Annotated in this window: 16 protein-coding genes and 2 riboswitches; of the genes, 12 read left to right on the forward strand and 4 right to left on the reverse strand. The window is 71.2% G+C overall.

Annotation, left to right across the window (positions count from 1 at the left end):
* Positions 1-8 precede the first annotated feature (8 nt).
* From EV385_RS17515 to EV385_RS17535, 5 genes are read left to right on the forward strand one after another with little or no spacing between them, the layout of a single operon-like run.
* Complete coding sequence (locus EV385_RS17515) at positions 9-929, forward strand: aldose 1-epimerase family protein (RefSeq protein ID WP_130510432.1); 921 nt, start codon at positions 9-11, stop codon at positions 927-929.
* Positions 929-1,558, forward strand: coding sequence for a nitroreductase family protein (locus tag EV385_RS17520; RefSeq protein WP_130510433.1), 630 nt, complete (start codon positions 929-931; stop codon positions 1,556-1,558). The genes EV385_RS17515 and EV385_RS17520 overlap by 1 nt, the downstream gene beginning before the upstream one ends.
* Before the next feature lie 32 nt (positions 1,559-1,590).
* Positions 1,591-1,881 carry a type II toxin-antitoxin system VapB family antitoxin gene (locus tag EV385_RS17525; RefSeq protein ID WP_130510434.1) on the forward strand — a complete coding sequence of 97 codons (291 nt, stop codon included), beginning with the start codon at positions 1,591-1,593 and terminating at the stop codon, positions 1,879-1,881.
* A gap of 10 nt (positions 1,882-1,891) precedes the next feature.
* Complete coding sequence (locus EV385_RS17530) at positions 1,892-3,061, forward strand: acyl-CoA dehydrogenase family protein (protein WP_130510435.1); 1,170 nt, start codon at positions 1,892-1,894, stop codon at positions 3,059-3,061.
* A 60-nt stretch (positions 3,062-3,121) separates the two neighbouring features.
* A complete protein-coding gene (locus EV385_RS17535; protein WP_130510436.1) occupies positions 3,122-3,952 on the forward strand; it encodes a DUF4230 domain-containing protein in 831 nt (276 codons plus the stop codon).
* Here EV385_RS17535 and EV385_RS17540 read toward each other — a convergent pair whose 3' ends face one another.
* A complete protein-coding gene (locus EV385_RS17540; protein WP_130510437.1) occupies positions 3,953-4,132 on the reverse strand; it encodes a PspC domain-containing protein in 180 nt (59 codons plus the stop codon). It lies immediately after the preceding gene.
* A 265-nt stretch (positions 4,133-4,397) separates the two neighbouring features.
* Between EV385_RS17540 and EV385_RS17545 the strand changes: the two genes are divergently transcribed.
* The 6 genes from EV385_RS17545 (at position 4,398) to EV385_RS17570 (ending at position 12,747) form a co-directional block, all read left to right on the forward strand.
* The gene (locus EV385_RS17545) at positions 4,398-6,365 is read left to right on the forward strand and encodes a DUF5941 domain-containing protein (RefSeq protein ID WP_130510438.1); all 1,968 of its coding nucleotides are present in this window, start codon (positions 4,398-4,400) and stop codon (positions 6,363-6,365) included.
* Positions 6,366-6,578: 213 nt separating this feature from the next.
* A complete protein-coding gene (locus EV385_RS17550) occupies positions 6,579-7,880 on the forward strand; it encodes an ABC transporter ATP-binding protein (protein WP_130510439.1) in 1,302 nt (433 codons plus the stop codon).
* An 87-nt stretch (positions 7,881-7,967) separates the two neighbouring features.
* On the forward strand, positions 7,968-8,915 hold the full coding sequence (locus EV385_RS17555) for a hypothetical protein (RefSeq protein WP_130510440.1): 948 nt from the start codon (positions 7,968-7,970) through the stop codon (positions 8,913-8,915).
* Positions 8,916-8,974: 59 nt separating this feature from the next.
* Entirely contained in the window at positions 8,975-9,478 is a 504-nt protein-coding gene (locus EV385_RS17560; RefSeq protein WP_242624933.1) for an ATP-binding protein, read from the forward strand.
* A gap of 106 nt (positions 9,479-9,584) precedes the next feature.
* Positions 9,585-10,325, forward strand: a complete 741-nt coding sequence (locus tag EV385_RS17565) for a beta-phosphoglucomutase family hydrolase (RefSeq protein ID WP_130510441.1) — start codon at positions 9,585-9,587, stop codon at positions 10,323-10,325.
* A 52-nt stretch (positions 10,326-10,377) separates the two neighbouring features.
* Positions 10,378-12,747 (forward strand): glycoside hydrolase family 65 protein, encoded by a 2,370-nt coding sequence (locus EV385_RS17570; protein ID WP_130510442.1) that lies wholly within the window; start codon positions 10,378-10,380, stop codon positions 12,745-12,747.
* A 58-nt stretch (positions 12,748-12,805) separates the two neighbouring features.
* On the opposite strand, the gene EV385_RS17575 is transcribed toward EV385_RS17570, so the two are convergent.
* Positions 12,806-13,825, reverse strand: coding sequence for a VldE C-terminal domain-containing protein (locus EV385_RS17575; RefSeq protein ID WP_130510443.1), 1,020 nt, complete (start codon positions 13,823-13,825; stop codon positions 12,806-12,808).
* 4 nt (positions 13,826-13,829) lie between these two features.
* A riboswitch (cyclic di-AMP (ydaO/yuaA leader) is annotated at positions 13,830-13,964 on the reverse strand.
* Positions 13,965-14,258: 294 nt separating this feature from the next.
* Positions 14,259-14,395: riboswitch (cyclic di-AMP (ydaO/yuaA leader) on the forward strand.
* Positions 14,396-14,446: 51 nt separating this feature from the next.
* Between EV385_RS17575 and EV385_RS17580 the strand changes: the two genes are divergently transcribed.
* Positions 14,447-15,436 (forward strand): coiled-coil domain-containing protein, encoded by a 990-nt coding sequence (locus tag EV385_RS17580; protein WP_130513381.1) that lies wholly within the window; start codon positions 14,447-14,449, stop codon positions 15,434-15,436.
* Between the two features lie 17 nt (positions 15,437-15,453).
* Here the strand turns inward: EV385_RS17580 and EV385_RS17585 are convergent, their stop codons facing one another.
* A complete protein-coding gene (locus EV385_RS17585) occupies positions 15,454-16,230 on the reverse strand; it encodes an ABC transporter ATP-binding protein (RefSeq protein WP_130510444.1) in 777 nt (258 codons plus the stop codon).
* Positions 16,223-17,119: an ABC transporter permease gene (locus tag EV385_RS17590; protein WP_130510445.1), complete on the reverse strand. Its 897-nt coding sequence runs from the start codon at positions 17,117-17,119 to the stop codon at positions 16,223-16,225. Before EV385_RS17590 ends, EV385_RS17585 begins: the two co-directional genes overlap by 8 nt.
* Between the last annotated feature and the right edge of the window lie 166 nt (positions 17,120-17,285).

Raw genomic sequence — 17,285 nt, forward strand, 5'->3', positions numbered from 1 at the left:
GTCCAGGCATGACGAGCGTCGTTCCGGCGAAATCCGGGTTGCAGTGGACGATCGAATCAGGTGAGCACCGGGCGACCCTCGCGGAGGTCGGCGGTGTGCTGCGCGCATATGAGGTGGGCGATCGCGAGGTCGTCGACGGGTTCACCGAGCACGAGCTGTCGCCCGCGTCCGCGGGTCAGGTGCTGGCGCCCTGGCCCAACCGGATCCGCGACGGCCGCTACACGTTCCACGGGGTGACGCACCAGTTGCCGCTGACCGAGCCGGCCCGGGGCACCGCCATCCACGGCCTGGTGAACTGGGTGCGCTGGCGGCTGGCCGACCAGGCCCCGGACGCGGTGACCCTGGAGTGCGACCTGGCGGCGCAGGCGGGCTACCCGTGGTCGCTGGCGCTGCGCACCCGGTGGAGCGTGGGCCCCGGCGGGCTGCGCTGCGACCAGGAGGTCACCAATACGAGTGACTCCGAGGCGCCGTGGGGCTACTCGGTCCACCCGTACCTGCGGCTGCCCGGGGTGGCCGTGGACGACATCCTGCTGCGGGTGCCGGCACGGACCAGGATCCTGGCCGACGGCCGCCTGCTGCCGATCGGGGCCGTGAAGATCGCCGGCTCGGAGTACGACTTCAGCGCGCCGCGCCGGATCGGCGACCTCGTCCTGGACACCACGTTCGGTGACCTCGCGTACGACGCGGACGGCGGCTCGTCGGTGACGATCGCCGCACCGGCGGGCGGCGCCCAGGTCACCATCTGGGGGGACCGCCACTTCGCGTGGTGGCAGGTTTTCACGTCGGACACGCTGCGCGGAGAGCGGTTCCGCCGGTCCGTGGCGATCGAGCCGATGACCTGCCCACCGGACGCGTTCCGCTCCGGCCGGGATCTGATCGTGCTCGCCCCGGGGGAGGGCTGGGCCGCGTCATGGGGGGTGCGACCGTAGTGGATTTCGACGAGGTGGTCCGCAGGCGGCGGATGGTGCGTACCTACGACCCGGACCGGGCGGTCCCGCCGGAGCTGGTCGACAAGATTGTCAAGCACGCGCTGCGGGCGCCGTCGGCCGGGTTCTCCCAGGGCTGGGGCTTCCTGGTGCTGACCAAGGCCGAGGACCGGGCCAGGTACTGGCAGGTGACCACGGAGGGCCATCTCGGCGACGCCCCGGCCGACGAGGGCTGGCACGGCTCGTGGCTGGACCGGATGCGGGCGGCCACCCTGATCGTCATCCCGTTGTCCAACAAGTCCGCCTACCTGGAGCGCTACGCCCAGCCGGACAAGGGCTGGACGGACCGGGACGAGTCGCACTGGCCCGCGCCGTACTGGCACATCGACACCGGCTTCGCGGCGCTGCTGATGCACCTGACCGCGGTGAACGAGGGGCTGGGCTCCTGCTTCATCGGTCTGCCCGCCGCCCGGGTCGAGGCGTTCAAGGAGGCGTTCGGGGTGCCGCCCGAATTCAGCCCCATCGGGGCGCTCACGGTGGGTTACCAGCTACCCGACAAGAGGTCCCCGTCACTGCGCAGGGGGCATCGCCCGGTGGACGATGTGGTGCATCATGGCCGGTGGGCTGGGTAAAGGACGGGCTGGAGCGGAAGGGGCGTGCCGTCGTGATCTTCAAAGCGGTGCGGGACGGTGCCCCGTATCCCGACCACCACACCACGCTGAAGATGTGGGCGGAGATCCCGCCGCGTCCGATCCGGCTGGCCGACCTCATCACCACCAAACGTGAGCTGGCGCTCGACAAGCTGCTGGCCGAGGACTCGACCTTCTACGGCGACCTCTTCCCGCACGTGGTGGAGTATCAGGGCGCCCTCTACCTGGAGGACGGCCTGCACCGGGCGTTGCGTGCGGCCCTGCAGCAGCGCAACCAGATTCACGCCCGGGTCCTGGTCCTCTAACGTCTGCCTCATGGCCGTTTCCGCGTTCGACCTCCTCGACCTCGACTCCCTGCTGACCGACGAGGAGCGCGACGTGCGCGCGCTCGTGCGCCGGGTCGCCGACGACCGGGTCCGCCCGTACGTGGCCGACTGGTACGAGCGCGGCGAGGTCCCCGTCCGTGACCTGGCCCTGGAGTTCGGCAAGCTGGGCCTGCTCGGCATGCACCTGAAGGGGTACGGCTGCGCCGGCTCCTCCGCGGTCGCGTACGGGCTGGCCTGCCTGGAGATGGAGGCGGCGGACTCCGGGGTCCGCTCGCTGATCTCGGTGCAGGGCTCCCTGGCCATGTACGCCATCTGGCGCTACGGCTCCGAGGAGCAGAAGCAGTGCTGGCTGCCGGGGATGGCCGCGGGCGAGCTGATCGGCTGCTTCGGCCTGACCGAGCCGGACCACGGCTCCGACCCGGCCGCCATGGCCACCCGGGCCCGCCGGGACGGCGCGGACTGGATCCTCACCGGCGGCAAGATGTGGATCACCAACGCTCCCGTCGCGGACGTGGCGGTGATCTGGGCCCGCGCCGAGGAAGGGGTGGTCGGGTTCGCGGTGCCGACCGACACCCCCGGCTTCGCGGCCCGCGAGGTGCGGCACAAGATGTCGCTGCGCGCCTCGGCCACCGGCGAGATCACCCTGGACGAGGTCCGGCTGCCCGAGGCGGCCCGGCTGCCCGACGCGCGCGGGCTCAAGGCCCCGCTGTCCTGCCTGACCGAGGCCCGGTTCGGCATCGTGTGGGGCTCGCTCGGCGCGGCCCGCGACTGCCTGGACACCGCGATCGCGTACGCGGGCAGCCGGGAGCAGTTCGGCCGCCCGATCGCGGGCTTCCAGCTGACCCAGGCGAAGTTCGCGGACATGGCTCTGGAACTGCAGAAAGGCTACCTGCTGGCGATGCACCTGGGCCGCCGGCACGACGCGGTGGGACTGCGCCCGGAGCAGGTCAGCGCGGGCAAGCTGAACAACGTCCGCGAGGCCATCGCGATCGCCCGGCAGTGCCGCACGATCCTGGGCGCGAACGGCGTCAGCGGCGAGTACCCGATCATGCGGCACGCGAACAACCTGGAGAGCGTGCTGACCTACGAGGGCACCTCGGAGATCCACCAGCTCGTGCTGGGCCAGCAGCTGACCGGGCTGAGCGCGTTCGCGGGCTGAGCCCACGCCGGGGTTTCGTCTCATCCGTACCTTGGGTAGCAACACCAGGGGGTGAGGACGATGGCCGAGCGCCGCGACATCGACGACCCGACCAAGGAATATCCCGCATACGAGCCGGGCCGCGCCGAGCCGCGTGGCCCGGATCAGGCCCGCCCCACCGGCGCCGGGCCGGACCCGGCCGAGCCAGGGCCGGGCGTTGCTGGGCCCACCGGGTCCGGCGCCGCCTGGCCCGACCCCCCGGTGGGGCGGTCCGGCCTCGCCCGGCTGCTGATCTTCACGGGCGCGGTGTTCGCCGTGCTGGTCGCGGCCTGCCTGGGCCTGCGGGCGGTGAACGTGCTGCCGAGCTTCGACAACCCGTTCTCGGACCGGACGACCGACCGCAGCCAGCCGGTGCTGCTGCAGTCGATGCGCGATCTGAGCCGGTACGTGGCCGCCGACGGCACCTTCCAGGTCATCGTGGACCTGCAGGAGCACCGGGAGAACGTCCCAGACTTCCTGCTGAACCAGCGCACCCTGTTCGTCGGCTCCGGCACGGTCGAGGCGTACGTCGACTTCGGCACCCTCGGCGGCGACGCGGTCACGGTCGACAACGCCGCCAAGTCCGTCCGTGTCACGCTGCCCGCCCCGCAACTGGCACCGGCCGCCCTCGACCTGGAGCGCAGCTACGTGGTGGCGCAGGAGCGGGGCCTGCTCAACCGGATCGGCGACGCGTTCCGCGAGGACCCGGACGCCCAGCACCGCGTGTACGCCGAGGCGCAGCGACGGATCACCGAGGCCGCCCAGGGCAGCGGGCTGGACCGGCGCGCCCGGGAGAACGCCGAGAAGATGCTGACCAGCCTGTTCGGCCGCCTCGGGTACACCTCGGTCACCGTGACGTTCGCGAATCCCTGATCACTCGTTGGGCATCAGCACCCAGAGCACCAGGTAGATCAGGAACTGTGGGCCGGGCAGCAGGCAGGACAGGACGAAGGCCAGGCGGACCAGGCTGGGCGAGACGCCGAAGCGACGGGCCAGGCCGGAGCAGACCCCGGCGATCCACCGGTCGTTGCGGGGCCGGGTCAGGCGGTTCATCGCGATTCCTCCTTCGATGGTGGCCCCGGCGGGAACGCCGCGACCACCATCGACGGTAGGTTCGGCGCGCTCGCCGTCCCTCAGCCCGTGGGTGGAGATCCGGCGGACGCCTCCCGTAAGGGGGACCCGTACCGGCTGAGGCTCGTTGTTAACGTGAGGGTCGGCTACGACGTCCGTTCCCTTCCCGGTCCGGTAACCTCGTCCGGGTTTCGGCTAGGCAGGCCCACGGTCCCGATGGGCGACGAGGAGGCGCGGTGAGGCAGCGGTGACGCAGGCCGTGCTCTGCGGCAGCACCGGCAACGATCTCGACCCGGACTCGGCCGCCCGGCTCGCCGACAGCCTGACCGCCGCGCTGCTCGAGGCCGGGGCCACCGTGCTGGTGTCCCCCGCGAGCGCCGAGGACGTGCCGGCCCAGTTGCGCCACCTCGCCGAGCTCGCGACCGAGCACAGCCCGGACGGCGGCGGCGACGGTCAGCGCCTGATCGTGGTCGCGGACGACCTCGTCGCCCACCACAGTCTGCTGTGGACGCTGGCGACCGAGCCTGCCGGGCGCAGCACCGCCCTGGTGGCTCCGGCCGAGCACGGCGACCTGCGCGAGGATCGCGGCCGCCTGGTGGCCGCCCCGGACGGCGAGGGCACGGTCCGGTTCCTCGGCGCGCTCTGCGTGGCCCCGGCCGACCTGCCGCTGCTGGCGTCGGCCGCGAACCGGGCCGCCGAGGCCGCCGACGAGGGTTCCGACGCCGGGAGCGGGGTGGCCACCGGCGTCCGCAACGCCGTGGACGCGCTGCTGCCCGCCCTGCTGGACGCCGGGCTGGTGCCGGTCGCCACCCGGGTGCGGCTGCTGCGCGCCGCCCGGGTCGGCACGGACGCCGAGCTGAGCGCCGCGCGCGCCGAGGTGGCCGCGGTGGACGAGGACGCGGCCCGGCTGCGGGAGGCGGTCAAGGAACGCGACGACTTCTTCACCACGTACGCGGTGAGCAGCTGGTCGCCGCTGGTCACCCGGGCGTGTGCCCGGCTCGGTCTGACCCCGACCGCGGTGACGTGGCTGTCTGTGCTGTTCGCGGTGGGCGCCGCGCTGGCGTTCTGGCAGGCGTCGCGGCCCGCCATGATCGCCGGGGCGGTGCTGCTGTACCTCGGCTTCGTGCTGGACTGCGTGGACGGGCAGCTGGCCCGCTACACCCGCAGCTTCGGCGCGTTCGGCGGCTGGCTGGACACGATGGCCGACCGGGCCAAGGAGTACGTGGTCTACGCCGGTCTGGCCGCCGGGGCGGAACGCATCGGGCTGCCGTACGCGTGGCCGCTGGCGATCGCGGCGATCGTGCTGCAGACGGTCCGGCACATGACCGACGCCTGGTACGGGGCGCTGCACGACGAGGCGGCCGCCCGGGGCGGCGGTGCCGCGGCGGGCGGCGCGGGCGGGGTCGGCGCGCGGCTGAGCCGGGCCTCCAACCGGGTGCAGGCGGACACGGGCTCGCCGGCGTACTGGCTGAAGCGGATCGTGGTGTTCCCGATCGGCGAGCGGTGGGCGCTGATCGCGGTGCTGGCGGCAGCGACGAACGGTCGGGTGGCGCTGGCCGGGGTGCTGGCGTGGGGAGCGCTGGCGTTCGCGTACACCTTGGGGCTGCGCTCGTTGCGGGCGCTGTCGATGCGCGTCGCCGTGCTGGACCGGCCGGACCGGGCGCGGCACCGCGACGACGGCCCGCTGGTGCGGCACGTCCTCGCGCGGGCGGGCTGGCCCGCTCCGCTGGCGCTCGCCGCGGCGGCCGCGCTGGTGCCGGCGGTGCTGATCGCGGTGCTGCTCGTCGCCGCGCCGCCGGGCGGCGCGGCCCGGATCGCGCTGGCGGTCGCGGCGTTGCTCGTGCTGGGCGCCGGGCTGGCGGCCCGGGCGCCGCACGACGGGCCGCTCGACTGGCTGGTGCCCGCCGCGCTGCGTGCGGCCGAGTATCTGACCGTGGTCGCGGTCTCGCTGGTCGGCGACGTGCCCACGCCGGTCACCTACGCGCTGTTGTTCGCGCTGGCGGTGCGGCACTACGACGTCACGGCGCGGATGGAGAAGGCGGCACCCGTGGCCGCGGCGACCGGCGCGGTGCTCGGCTGGGACGGCCGGGTGCTGCTGCTGGCGGCGGCCGGTGTGGCGGGCCTGGCGACGGACGCCGAGGCGGTGCTGGCGCTGTGGGTGGCGGGTGCGGTGGTGGTGCAGGCGGCGGTGGATCGCCGGGCCGCGCGTTCGTAACGCAGCGCATTGGACAGTTTCCTGCCGTGGTGACGGAGCGCGATGGATGGTCCACGCGCAGCGTGATCGATGATCTTTGTAATCGCCTGGTCACGGTGTGCAAATGGAACGTTCACCCGATGGCTAGGGATCAATACTGTTGGTCACAGTAGGCCGGATCGCTCGGGCCACGTGACGGCCCGGATCACGGGTCGCACATGCAGGAGGTGGACGGTGTCGACCGTCGCGCTCAAGGACGTCACCAAGGTCTGGCCCGGCGGCACCCTGGCCGTCGACAGGGTCAGCATGGACGTGAACGACGGCGAGTTCCTCGTGCTGCTGGGTCCCTCCGGGTGCGGCAAGTCCACGGTCCTGCGCATGATCGCCGGGCTGGAGGACCCCACCGCGGGCGAGATCCTGCTCAACGGCGCGCCGGTCATGGACGTGCCGCCGCGCGACCGCAGCATCGCGATGGTGTTCCAGGACTTCGCGCTGTACCCGCACATGACGGTCGGCGACAACATCGGCTTCCCGCTCAAGCTCTCCGGGGTAGACCCGGCGCCCCGGATGGAACGCGTCGGCGACGTGGCCAGCGCGCTCGGCATCGCCGAGGTGCTCGGGCGTAAGCCGGGCCAGCTCTCCGGCGGCCAGCGCCAGCGGGTCGCGATGGGCCGCGCGATCGTGCGCCGCCCCGGCCTGTTCCTCATGGACGAGCCGCTGTCCAACCTGGACAGCGGCCTGCGCGCCGAGCTGCGGGCCGAGATCACCGGCCTGACCCGCGAGCTGGGCGTCACCACCATGTACGTGACGCACGACCAGGCCGAGGCGCTGACCATGGCCGACCGCGTCGCGATCATGCGCCGCGGCGTGCTGCAGGACATCGGGACCCCCACCGAGGTGTACGGCCGCCCCGCCACCCTGTACGTCGCCGCCTTCCTCGGTGCCCCCCGGATGAACCTGCTGGAAGCCCAGGTGTACGTGCACCTCGACCGGTACGTCACGCTGAACTTCGGGGAGCAGGCCCTGTACCTGCCGTGGACCGACATCCGGGCCCGGGCGGTCGCGCGCTACCACGGCGAGCGCATCGTGGTGGGCGTGCGGGCCGAGGCGCTCACCCCGGTCTCGCCGGACACCCAGGGCGACGTGCTGCACGGCCGGATCCGCTTCCTGGAGCACCACGGGCACGAGTCGCTGGCGTTCCTGGACATCGGCGCCACCGCGATCGTCGTCGACGAGCTGGGCGGGAAGGCGCCGCAGCAGGCCGTGCCGGGCGGGGCGCTGCGCCGCGTCGGGAGCGCGCTGCAGCGCCTGACCGGGCGCGGTGAGCGCTCGGCGGTGGCCACGCTCGAACCCGCTCAGCGCACCAGCGTGCTGAACGACCCCGGACGCCATCACCGGCGTCCGGCGGAGCTGGCGGTGCGGCTGGCGCCGTACCCCGCCGTGTCGCCGGGGCACCCGCTGTCGGTCGCCGTACGCATGGACGCGCTGCACTTCTTCGACGACCGCGGGGACCGCATCGACATCGGTTGGCGCTGAGGGCTGTCCAATTCTTGACACCATGGTCTAGCCTCACCCGCACGTCGATGCGATGGCGTATCGACGTCACTTCCGTGAGGGGTCAGCATGGCTAATTCGTCCGGGTTGTTGGTGATCGAACGCATCCTGCGGGACCGCCAGGGCATCTGGCAGCAGGTGGTGGAGGACCGGGGGCTCACCCGCCTGACCGGTCAGATGCTGATCAGTACGGTGATCGCGCTCGCCTGCTACGGCGCCGTGCTGGGCTCGTTCCACAGTGTGCTGATGGCGTTGACCTCGGCGCTGAAGCTGCCGCTGCTGTTCCTGGTCACGCTGGCCATCTGCCTGCCCACGCTGTACCTCTTCAACCTCGTCTTCGGCGCCCGGCTGTCGGTACGGCAGTCGCTGTCGCTGGTGATGGTGGCGCTGACCGTCACCGCCATGCTGGCCCTCGCGTTCGCGCCGATCAGCCTGTTCTTCCTCATCACCGCGCCGGACTACGGCTTCTTCAAGCTGCTCAACGTGGCGATCCTGGCGCTGTCGGCGCTGGTCGGGCTGCGCTTCCTGACCGGCGGCATGAAGGTGCTCAACGAGCACGGCCTGCTGGCCCCCCGCTCGGCGCAGGCCGCGCCCGCCGTCCCGCCCGTCCCGCCCGCCCCGCCCGCCGTCCCGCCCGCCGACCCGGCCGGTGCCGACCCGGCCGCGCCCGCCCAGGCCGCCGCGCCGGTGACCGTGCCCGCCAACGGCAACGGCAACGGCGGCACCGCCACGCTGACCCAGACCGTCCCCGCGCAGGCCCCGGTGCAGGTGCCGCCGGGTTACCAACTCGTCCCGCAGCCGCTCGGACGCCCGCTGCCCCGTCCCCAGGCCGCGGCCACGCCGCCGAGCATGGCGCTGCTGTACGTCTGGATCCTGCTGTTCGGTTTCGTCGGCACCCAGCTGGCCTGGACGCTGCGGCCGTTCTTCGGCAGCCCCGGCATGAAGTTCAGCCTCTACCGGGACATCGACGGCAACTTCTACGCGGAGATCTTCCGGACCATCTCGCACCTCTTCTGAGGCCCCCGGTCGGATTGTCGCCTGCCGTGCCGGCGTCGCAGCGCGTAGGCTGCTCGCTGGTGGAGGAGAGAAGTGGCTCGTGCGCGAGCCAGGAGACGCTGCGTCCGGCTGCCGGCAGGCAGGATCCGGACGCGGGTACGGCTGCGTCGCCCACCTCCGCGGGGCCGGTGCTGCTCGACCGCACGTTCGGCCGCGACGACATCACCACGGTCCGGCACGAGGTGACCGACCGCCTCACGGCGGCCGGTTTCGCGGGTGACCGCCTGCACGGCTTCGTGCTGGCGGTCAACGAGGTGATCACCAACGTCGTGCTGCACGCCGGCGGTCACGGACGCATCGTCGTCTGGGTGACCGCCGGCTCGGCGTGGTGCACCGTGACCGACTCCGGGCCGGGCATTCCGGAGCGCTTCCTCGGCCGTCCCGGTGTGCCGGAGGCGTTCGAGGTCGGCGGGCGGGGCATCTGGCTGGCACACCAGTTGTGCGACGAGGTCACGGTCGCCACCGGCCCGATCGGCACCACCATCGGGCTGCGGATCTGCCTGGGTCCAGCTCACCGGCCCTGAGTGGAGCAACGAAACCCCACCGCGGACTTAACAGAGCGGAATCGCCGGGGAAATGTGAGCGGGCCTTTCCGCCGCGAAGTGCGGGCGGCGCGACTACATTGGGCCAGTGCTCGGACTTCCACCTCATGTCACCGCCTGCCTGTTCGACCTTGACGGCGTTCTGACCCAGACCGCGCTGGTACACAACGCCGCCTGGAAGCAGACCTTCGACGCGTTCCTGCGCGACTGGTCCGCCGACCACGGGCAGGAATTCGTACCGTTCGACGAGGGCACCGACTACCACCGTTACGTCGACGGGCGGCAGCGTGCCGACGGCGTGCGTACATTTCTCGCCTCCCGGGGTATCACTCTTCCCGAGGGCACTCCCGACGACGGTCCCGACGCAGCGACCGTCAACGGTCTCGGCAACCGCAAGAACCTGCTGGTCCTGCAGAAGATCAAAGAGGGGGCGGTGCAGGTCTACCCCGGCTCGGTGGACTACCTGAACGCCGCGAGGTCGGCCGGCCTGCGCCGCGCCGTCGTCTCGGCCAGCGCCAACTGCAAGGACGTGCTGGAGGCCGCCGGCATCGCCGACCTCCTGGAGGCGCGCGTGGACGGCGTCACCGCCCGCGAGCACCAGCTGCCCGGCAAGCCCGCCCCGGACACCTTCCAGTACGCCGCAAAGCTGCTTGACACGCCACCCGAACATTGCGCAGTGTTCGAGGATGCCCAGGCCGGGGTTGCGGCCGGGCGCGCGGGCGGCTTCGGCATCGTCGTCGGAGTCGACCGGGTGGGCCAGGCCCAGGCGCTGCTCGACCACGGCGCCGACATCGTCGTACAAGATCTTTCCGAGCTGCTCACGCGATAGCAGTCTCGACAGATTCACAGACTCTCTCCTTCGCATTACGAGAGGCACTACCGTGATCCGTGAACGGGCCTATCCCGTCGACCCTTGGCACATCCGGGAGACGCGACTGGACCTGGACCTGCTGGCCCAGTCCGAGTCGGTCTTCGCGCTGTCCAACGGCCACATCGGGATACGCGGGAATCTCGAGGAGGGCGAGCCGCACGGCCTGCCCGGCACGTACCTGAACTCGTTCTACGAGCTGCGGCCGCTGCCGTACGCCGAGGCGGGGTACGGCTTCCCCGAGTCCGGCCAGACGATGATCAACGTGACGAACGCCAAGCTGATGCGGCTGCTCGTCGACGACGAACCCCTCGACGTCCGGTACGGCGACCTGCGCTCCCACGAGCGCGTCCTCGACCTGCGCGCCGGGACCCTGGAACGCACCGCCGAATGGGTGTCGCCCTCCGGGCAGGCGATCCGGATCCGCACCGTCCGGCTGGTCTCCTTCACCCAGCGCGCCGTCGTCGCGTTCCTGTACGAGGTCGAGCCGCTGCACGCCTCGGCCCGGCTGATCCTGCAGTCGGAGCTGGTCGCCAACGAGCAGCTGCCGCCCATGAGCAAGGACCCGCGGGTCGCCGCGGTGCTGGATCACCCGCTGCAGGCCGAGGAGATGCTGGAGCAGCGCACCGGCGGCCTGCTGGTGCACCGCACGAAGGCCAGCGATCTGCGGATGGCCGCGGCGATGGAGCACCTCGTGGAGGCGCCCGGCCGGCACGCGGTCACCACCGAGGGCCACCCGGACTGGCTGCGCACCACGGTGGCCTGCAAGCTCGAACCGGGCCAGCGGCTGCGCGTGGTCAAGCTCGCCGCGTACGGGTGGTCCAGCAACCGCTCGCTGCCCGCCGTCCGCGACCAGGTCGGCGCCGCGCTGGCCAGTGCCCGGCTGGACGGCTGGGACGGCCTGGTCGAGGCCCAGCGCGAATACCTGGACCAGTTCTGGGACCACTCCGACGTCAAGGTCGAGGGCGACCCGGAGGTGCAGCAGGCGGTGCGCTTCGGGCTGTTCCACACGCTGCAGGCCGGTGCCCGCGCCGAGCAGCGGCCGATCGGCTCGAAAGGTCTGACCGGCCCGGGGTACGACGGGCACACGTTCTGGGACGCCGAGACGTTCGTGCTGCCCGCGCTGACCTACACCCAGCCCTCCGCGGCGGCCGACGTGCTGCGCTGGCGGCACTCGACCCTGGACCTGGCCCGGGAGCGGGCGCAGACCCTGGGGCTGCAGGGCGCCGCGTTCCCGTGGCGCACGATCCGCGGCCAGGAGTGCTCGGCGTACTGGCCCGCGGGCACGGCCGGGTTCCACATCGGGGCGGACATCGCCGACGCGGTGCGCCGGTACGTGCAGGCCACCGGCGACCTCGACTTCGAGCGCGAGATCGGGCTGGAGCTGCTGGTCGAGACGGCCCGGTTGTGGCGCTCGCTGGGCCACCACGACCGGCACGGCCGGTTCCACATCGACGGGGTCACCGGGCCGGACGAGTACACGGCCGTGGTCGACGACAACGTCTACACCAACCTGATGGCGCAGCAGAACATGTTCGCCGCCGCCGACGCCTGCCAGCGGCACCCGGAGGTGGCCCGCAGGCTGGGGGTGGACGAGGAGGAGTCGGCGTCGTGGCGGGACGCGGCCGCCTCCGTGCACATCCCGTACGACCGGGAGCTGGGGGTGCACCAGCAATCGGAGGGCTTCACCCGGCTACAGGAGTGGGACTTCGAGAACACCCCGCCGGAGGCGTACCCGCTGCTGCTGAACTACCCGTACTTCGACCTGTACCGCAAGCAGGTGATCAAGCAGGCGGATCTGGTCATGGCGATGTACGTGCGCGGCGACGCGTTCACCCCGGAGGAGAAGGCCCGCAACTTCGCGTACTACGAGGCCCGGACCGTCCGCGACTCGTCGCTGTCGGCCTGCATCCAGGCGGTCCTGGCCGCCGAGGTGGGGCACCTGGAGCTGGCCCACGACTATCTCGGCGAGGCCGCCCTGATGGACCTGCACGACCTGCACCGCAACGCCCGCGACGGGGTGCACGTGGCGTCCCTGGCGGGGTCGTGGATCGCGCTGGTCGCCGGGCTGGGCGGGATGCGGGACTTCAACGGTCAGCTGTCGTTCGCGCCCCGGCTGCCGAGCCGGATCAACCGGCTCGACTTCTCGCTGCTCTGGCACGGCAAGCGGCTGCGGGTCGACGTGACGCCGGAGGAGGTGACGTACTCGCTGCGCAACGGCGGCGGGGCGGCCCGGCTGGAGCTGGTGCACCACGGCAAGGAGATCGAGGTGACGCAGGTCAAGCCGGTTACCGTACCGATCCCGGAGGCGCCGCCGATCGGCGCCGCGCCGCGCCAGCCCGCGGGCCGCGCGCCGGTGCGCCGGGTCGGCGCCGGCGGCTGAGCCGAGCATGCGAACGGCCCCCGTCCGCCGGACGGGGGCCGTTTCGTGTGCTGGTGCCTCAGAGCAACGACACGTGTACGTGGTCGGTGTGCGCGCTCGGCCCGTGGTACGACTTCCAGCCGGTCGCCGGGAACCAGATCTGTTTGAACCAGATCACGTAGTAGATCCCGAGCCGGTCGGCGTTGCGGACCAGGAAGGCCATGAGGTTGTTGCCGTACTCCCTCATGTCCTTGTTGTGCGCGACCGAGAACCCGCTCTTCTGCAGCGACCAGTCGCAGGCGCGGCCCTTCGGGTGCTCGAACGGCCCGCCGTTGCGGTGACAACCGACGAAGCGGTTGAAGCCGGCCTTGCGCACCTCTTTGTAGAGGTGATTGGTACGCGGTGTGACGCAGCCGCCTGCGGGCGAGGGGTCGTTGACCGTGCAGCCCTCGGGGGAGAAGCCGCCGTCGGAGTTGCGCGGGGCGGGCGCGGCGATCGGTGACTTGGCCACCACGAAGCCGCCCGTGAGGCTCTTGCCGCCGACCAGGGCGAGCGCCTTGTCGGCGGTCTCCTTCTGCTTCTTCATCGCGGCGAGGTTCTGCTGCTGTTCCTTGATCTCGGCGTCCAGCCGGGCCTTGGTCCGGGTGACCTCGTCGATCGCGGTGTTCAGCTCGTGCAGCTTCTCGTCGTTGATCGAGTTGATCTCTTCGAGCGAGATGGCCTTCCTGAGGAAGGTGTCCGAGCTGTCCGCGTTGAGCAGATAGCTCATGGCCGACAGGTTCCCGGTGCGGTACTGCTGCCCGGCGACCGCGCCGACCTCGGGGATCAGCCGGTCGCGCTTGGCCTCCGCGTTGCGCACGTCGATGGCGAGCGCCAGCTGGGTCTTCGTCGACTTCGCGACGGCTGCCTTGGCGGCGACGAAGCGCCGGTTGGTCGACTCCATCACGTCGCTGAGCATCGGGCTGTCCTTGCCCTCGTCGGGCACGGCGCTGCCGCTGCCGGGCTCCGCGCTGGCCGGGGCGGCCGGCGCGACGAGCATCGCCAACGCGACGAGCGGTGCCAGGGCCACGGTCAGCCACCGGCGGTGTCTAGCCGTCATTCTGTTCCTTCCACGTGACCACCGACCGGGTTAGCTGACGGGTTCGGGACGGAAGCGATCCCTACCGCGCGGTGGCGCGGATTCACCCCACAAACGTGGTTCCCCGGCTCGCCCGAGGGCGATTAGGTGGTGGCCTGCCGGCACCTTGGGGGTGGTGCCTTCCTGGCAGTGACCGGCGGCCAGCTTACCTGACGAATCAAGGGGTCGACCGGTGCCAAATGCGTTACCAGCCAACAACTTTCCGTGATACACGCAAGGAAGACGCCGCTTCCGTGGCCGTAACGCGGGTCAATGTGAATCGTTGCATTTCTCTCACCGCATTGACGCATTGTCAGCACCTGGTAACCGACCGTGCGACCCCTGTCGATTCTCGCGATGCTCTGTATTCTTCGACACGGTCTCCGTTTCATAACGACGCCAGGAAAGGCGTCGGCGGAAACCGCCGCCTAATCGCCCGAGGGCGAGCCGGGGAACCACGTACGTGGGGTGAATCCGCGCCACCCGCGCGGTAGGGGCCACTTCCGTCCCGAACCCGTCAGCTAACCCGGTCGGCGGCCGACGGAAGGAAGGCACGTGCGGCACACCCCTGCCCGACGGCTGTGGGCCACGCTCCTCGCCCTCATGGTCGTCGCCGCCGGATCGGTCCTCGCCGGTTCGGCTCCCGCCTCCGCGGCCCCCCGGCCGCTGGCCGCTCCGGGCGACACCGGCGACGACGGCGAGGGCGGCAGTAAGTCACTCATCGACGCACTCGAATCGGCGTCGCGCGGCTTCACCGACGCCAAGGACGCCCTGACCCGGTCCCGGGCGCGCCAGCGGGAACTGGCCGCCACGCTGCAGCGGCTCGACGCCGAGCTCGGCCCGAAGCAGGCCGCGCTGGACGAGATCGTGCAGCAGAGCTACCGGACCGGGCGGCTCGGGCCGATGGCGGCCCTGCTCACCGCGTCGGACTCGGACACCCTGCTGGACAGGGCCGACACCCTGAGCTCGGTCGCGATCCGGCAGGACGCGGCGATGCGCGACCTCAAGCAGACCCGGGACGGCCAGGCTAAGGCCAAGCTCGCGATCGACGCCACGATCCGCGACCAGCAGAAGCAGCTCAACGTCATGGCCCGCCGCAAGGCGCAGGCGGAGGCGGCACTCAAGGCCGCCGGTGGCGGCCAGGACGTCGCGGGACCGAGCGGCGGCGGCAACACCACCAAGTCCGCCACGGCTCCCCGCAACCTGGGCACCGGCTGCACCGTGGACGACCCCACGACCACCGGCTGCATCACGCCCCGCCTGCAGTTCGCCATGCAGCAGGCGAAGGGGGCCGGATTCACGCGCTTCGTCAAGTGCTTCCGGCACCAGAACTCCGGGGAGCATCCCAAGGGGCGGGCGTGTGACTTCGCGGCCGACAAGGGCACCTTCGGCGGGGTGGCCTCCGGCGCCAGCCGTACGTACGGGGACCGGCTGGCGAACTACTTCATCGGCAACGCCGACCGGATCGGCGTGCTGTACGTCATCTGGTTCCGCCGGATCTGGCTGCCCAGCAGCGGCTGGAAGTCGTACTCCCGGGGCAACGGGGACCCGTCGAGCGACCACACCAACCACGTGCACCTGTCGGTGCGCTGACCGGGGGAGGGCGGGGCCTACTTCCGCATGTAGGCCTCGTACTCCTTCATCACGTCCTCGGTCGGGCCGTCCGCGCGGATGACGCCGGACTCCAGCCAGATCGAGCGCTCGCAGGTGTCCCGGATCGACTGCTCGCTGTGGCTCACCAGGAACACCGTCCCGGCCTCCTCGCGCAGGTCCCGGACCCGCTGCTCGCTGCGGCGGCGGAACTTGGCGTCGCCGGTGGCCAGCGCCTCGTCGATCAGCAGCACGTCGTGCTTCTTGGCCGCCGCGATGGCGAAGCGCAGCCGGGCCGACATGCCGGACGAGTACGTCTTCATCGGCAGGGAGCTGAAGTCGCCGCGCTCGTTGATGCCGGAGAACTCGATGATGTCGGCGGTCTTCTCCTTCACCTCGGCGGGGCTCATGCCCATCGCGAGGCAGCCCAGCACGACGTTGCGCTCGCCGGGCAGGTCGTTCATCAGGGCGGCGTTCACGCCGAGCAGCGAGGGCTGCCCGGAGGCGTAGATCGTGCCCCGGTCGACGGGCAGCAGCCCGGCGATCGCCCGCAGCAGGGTGGACTTGCCGGAGCCGTTGCTGCCGATGAGCCCGATCGCCTCACCCTTGTACGCGACGAAGCTCACGCCCTTGACCGCGTGCACCTCGCGGACCGCACCGGACTTCTGTCCCGTGACGATGCGCTTGAAGCTGGCCACCGGGCTGTTCGCGCCCGCGGCCGCGGAGCCGTACACCCGGTAGACGACGTGGGCGTCGTCGGCGATGACGGTCGGTACCCGGTCGGTTGTCTCAGCCACGGCCGTACCCCTTCTCGCCGCGCCAGAAGTAGATGAATCCGCCGACGCCGACGATCAGCGCCCAGACGATGGATTGGATCCACAGCCGGGTGGGCGAGCCCGCGAGCGGGACGTCCTCCATGAGCGCGTGCCGCATCAGCTCGATGTAGACCAGCATCGGGTTGGCCTCGACCAGGCGCAGCGCCCAGCCGTCCAGCCGCCGCTCGAACAGCTCCACGGAGTAGATCACGGCGGAGCTGTACATCCAGATCCGCATGATGAACGGGACCAGCTGTTTGATGTCTGTGATCTTGGAGCCGAGCCGGGCGCTCAGCATGGCGAGGCCGGTGTTGAAGATCGTCTGCAGCAGCAGGGCGGGCACGATCAGCAGCCACTCGACGGTGAGTGGCTCGCCCGTGATCAGCACGATGCTCATGAGCACGGCCATGGAGGCGGCCAGGTTGCGCGCTTCGACCATCACGACGGCCAGCGGGAGGCTGGCGCGGGGGAAGTGCAGCGCCCTGATCAGGCCGAGATTGTTCGTGACCGCCACGACACCGCTCTGCACCACCGACTGGGTGAAGCCGAAGACGAACACGCCGGTGCAGAGGTAGGCGATGAAATTGTCCATGTCCTTGGTGCCGGACAGGATGACGCCGAAGATCAGGTAGTACACCGCCGCGTTGAACAGCGGCGTCAGGACCTGCCAGAACATCCCCAGCCGGGTGTTGCCCAGCGACGAGGAGACCTTGGCGTTGGCGTACGCCCCGATGAAGTGCCGGTAGGCCCACAGCTGCCGCAGGTACGCGGGCAGGCTGGGCAGGGCACCGGCGGCGCTCAGGCCGTGCCGCTTGGCCAGCTCCTTCATAGGCAGACCGGTGTCGTTGCCGGCGACCGCCGTCTGGACCATGGGGTGGCGCTCCGATCTCGTCGGCCGGGCGGAGTTGCCGGGCCTCGGGGGTTTGCGCGTGAACACACTAGCGAGGTGCTGCCGATGAAACGGTATCGTATCGACGTGAAGCCGACGGTAGCCCAGCAAACGGCGGAACGCAACCGTAGCGTCGTTGCGCTATATT

Origin of the sequence: Krasilnikovia cinnamomea (genome assembly GCF_004217545.1) — a bacterium.
GTDB lineage: Bacteria > Actinomycetota > Actinomycetes > Mycobacteriales > Micromonosporaceae > Actinoplanes > Actinoplanes cinnamomeus.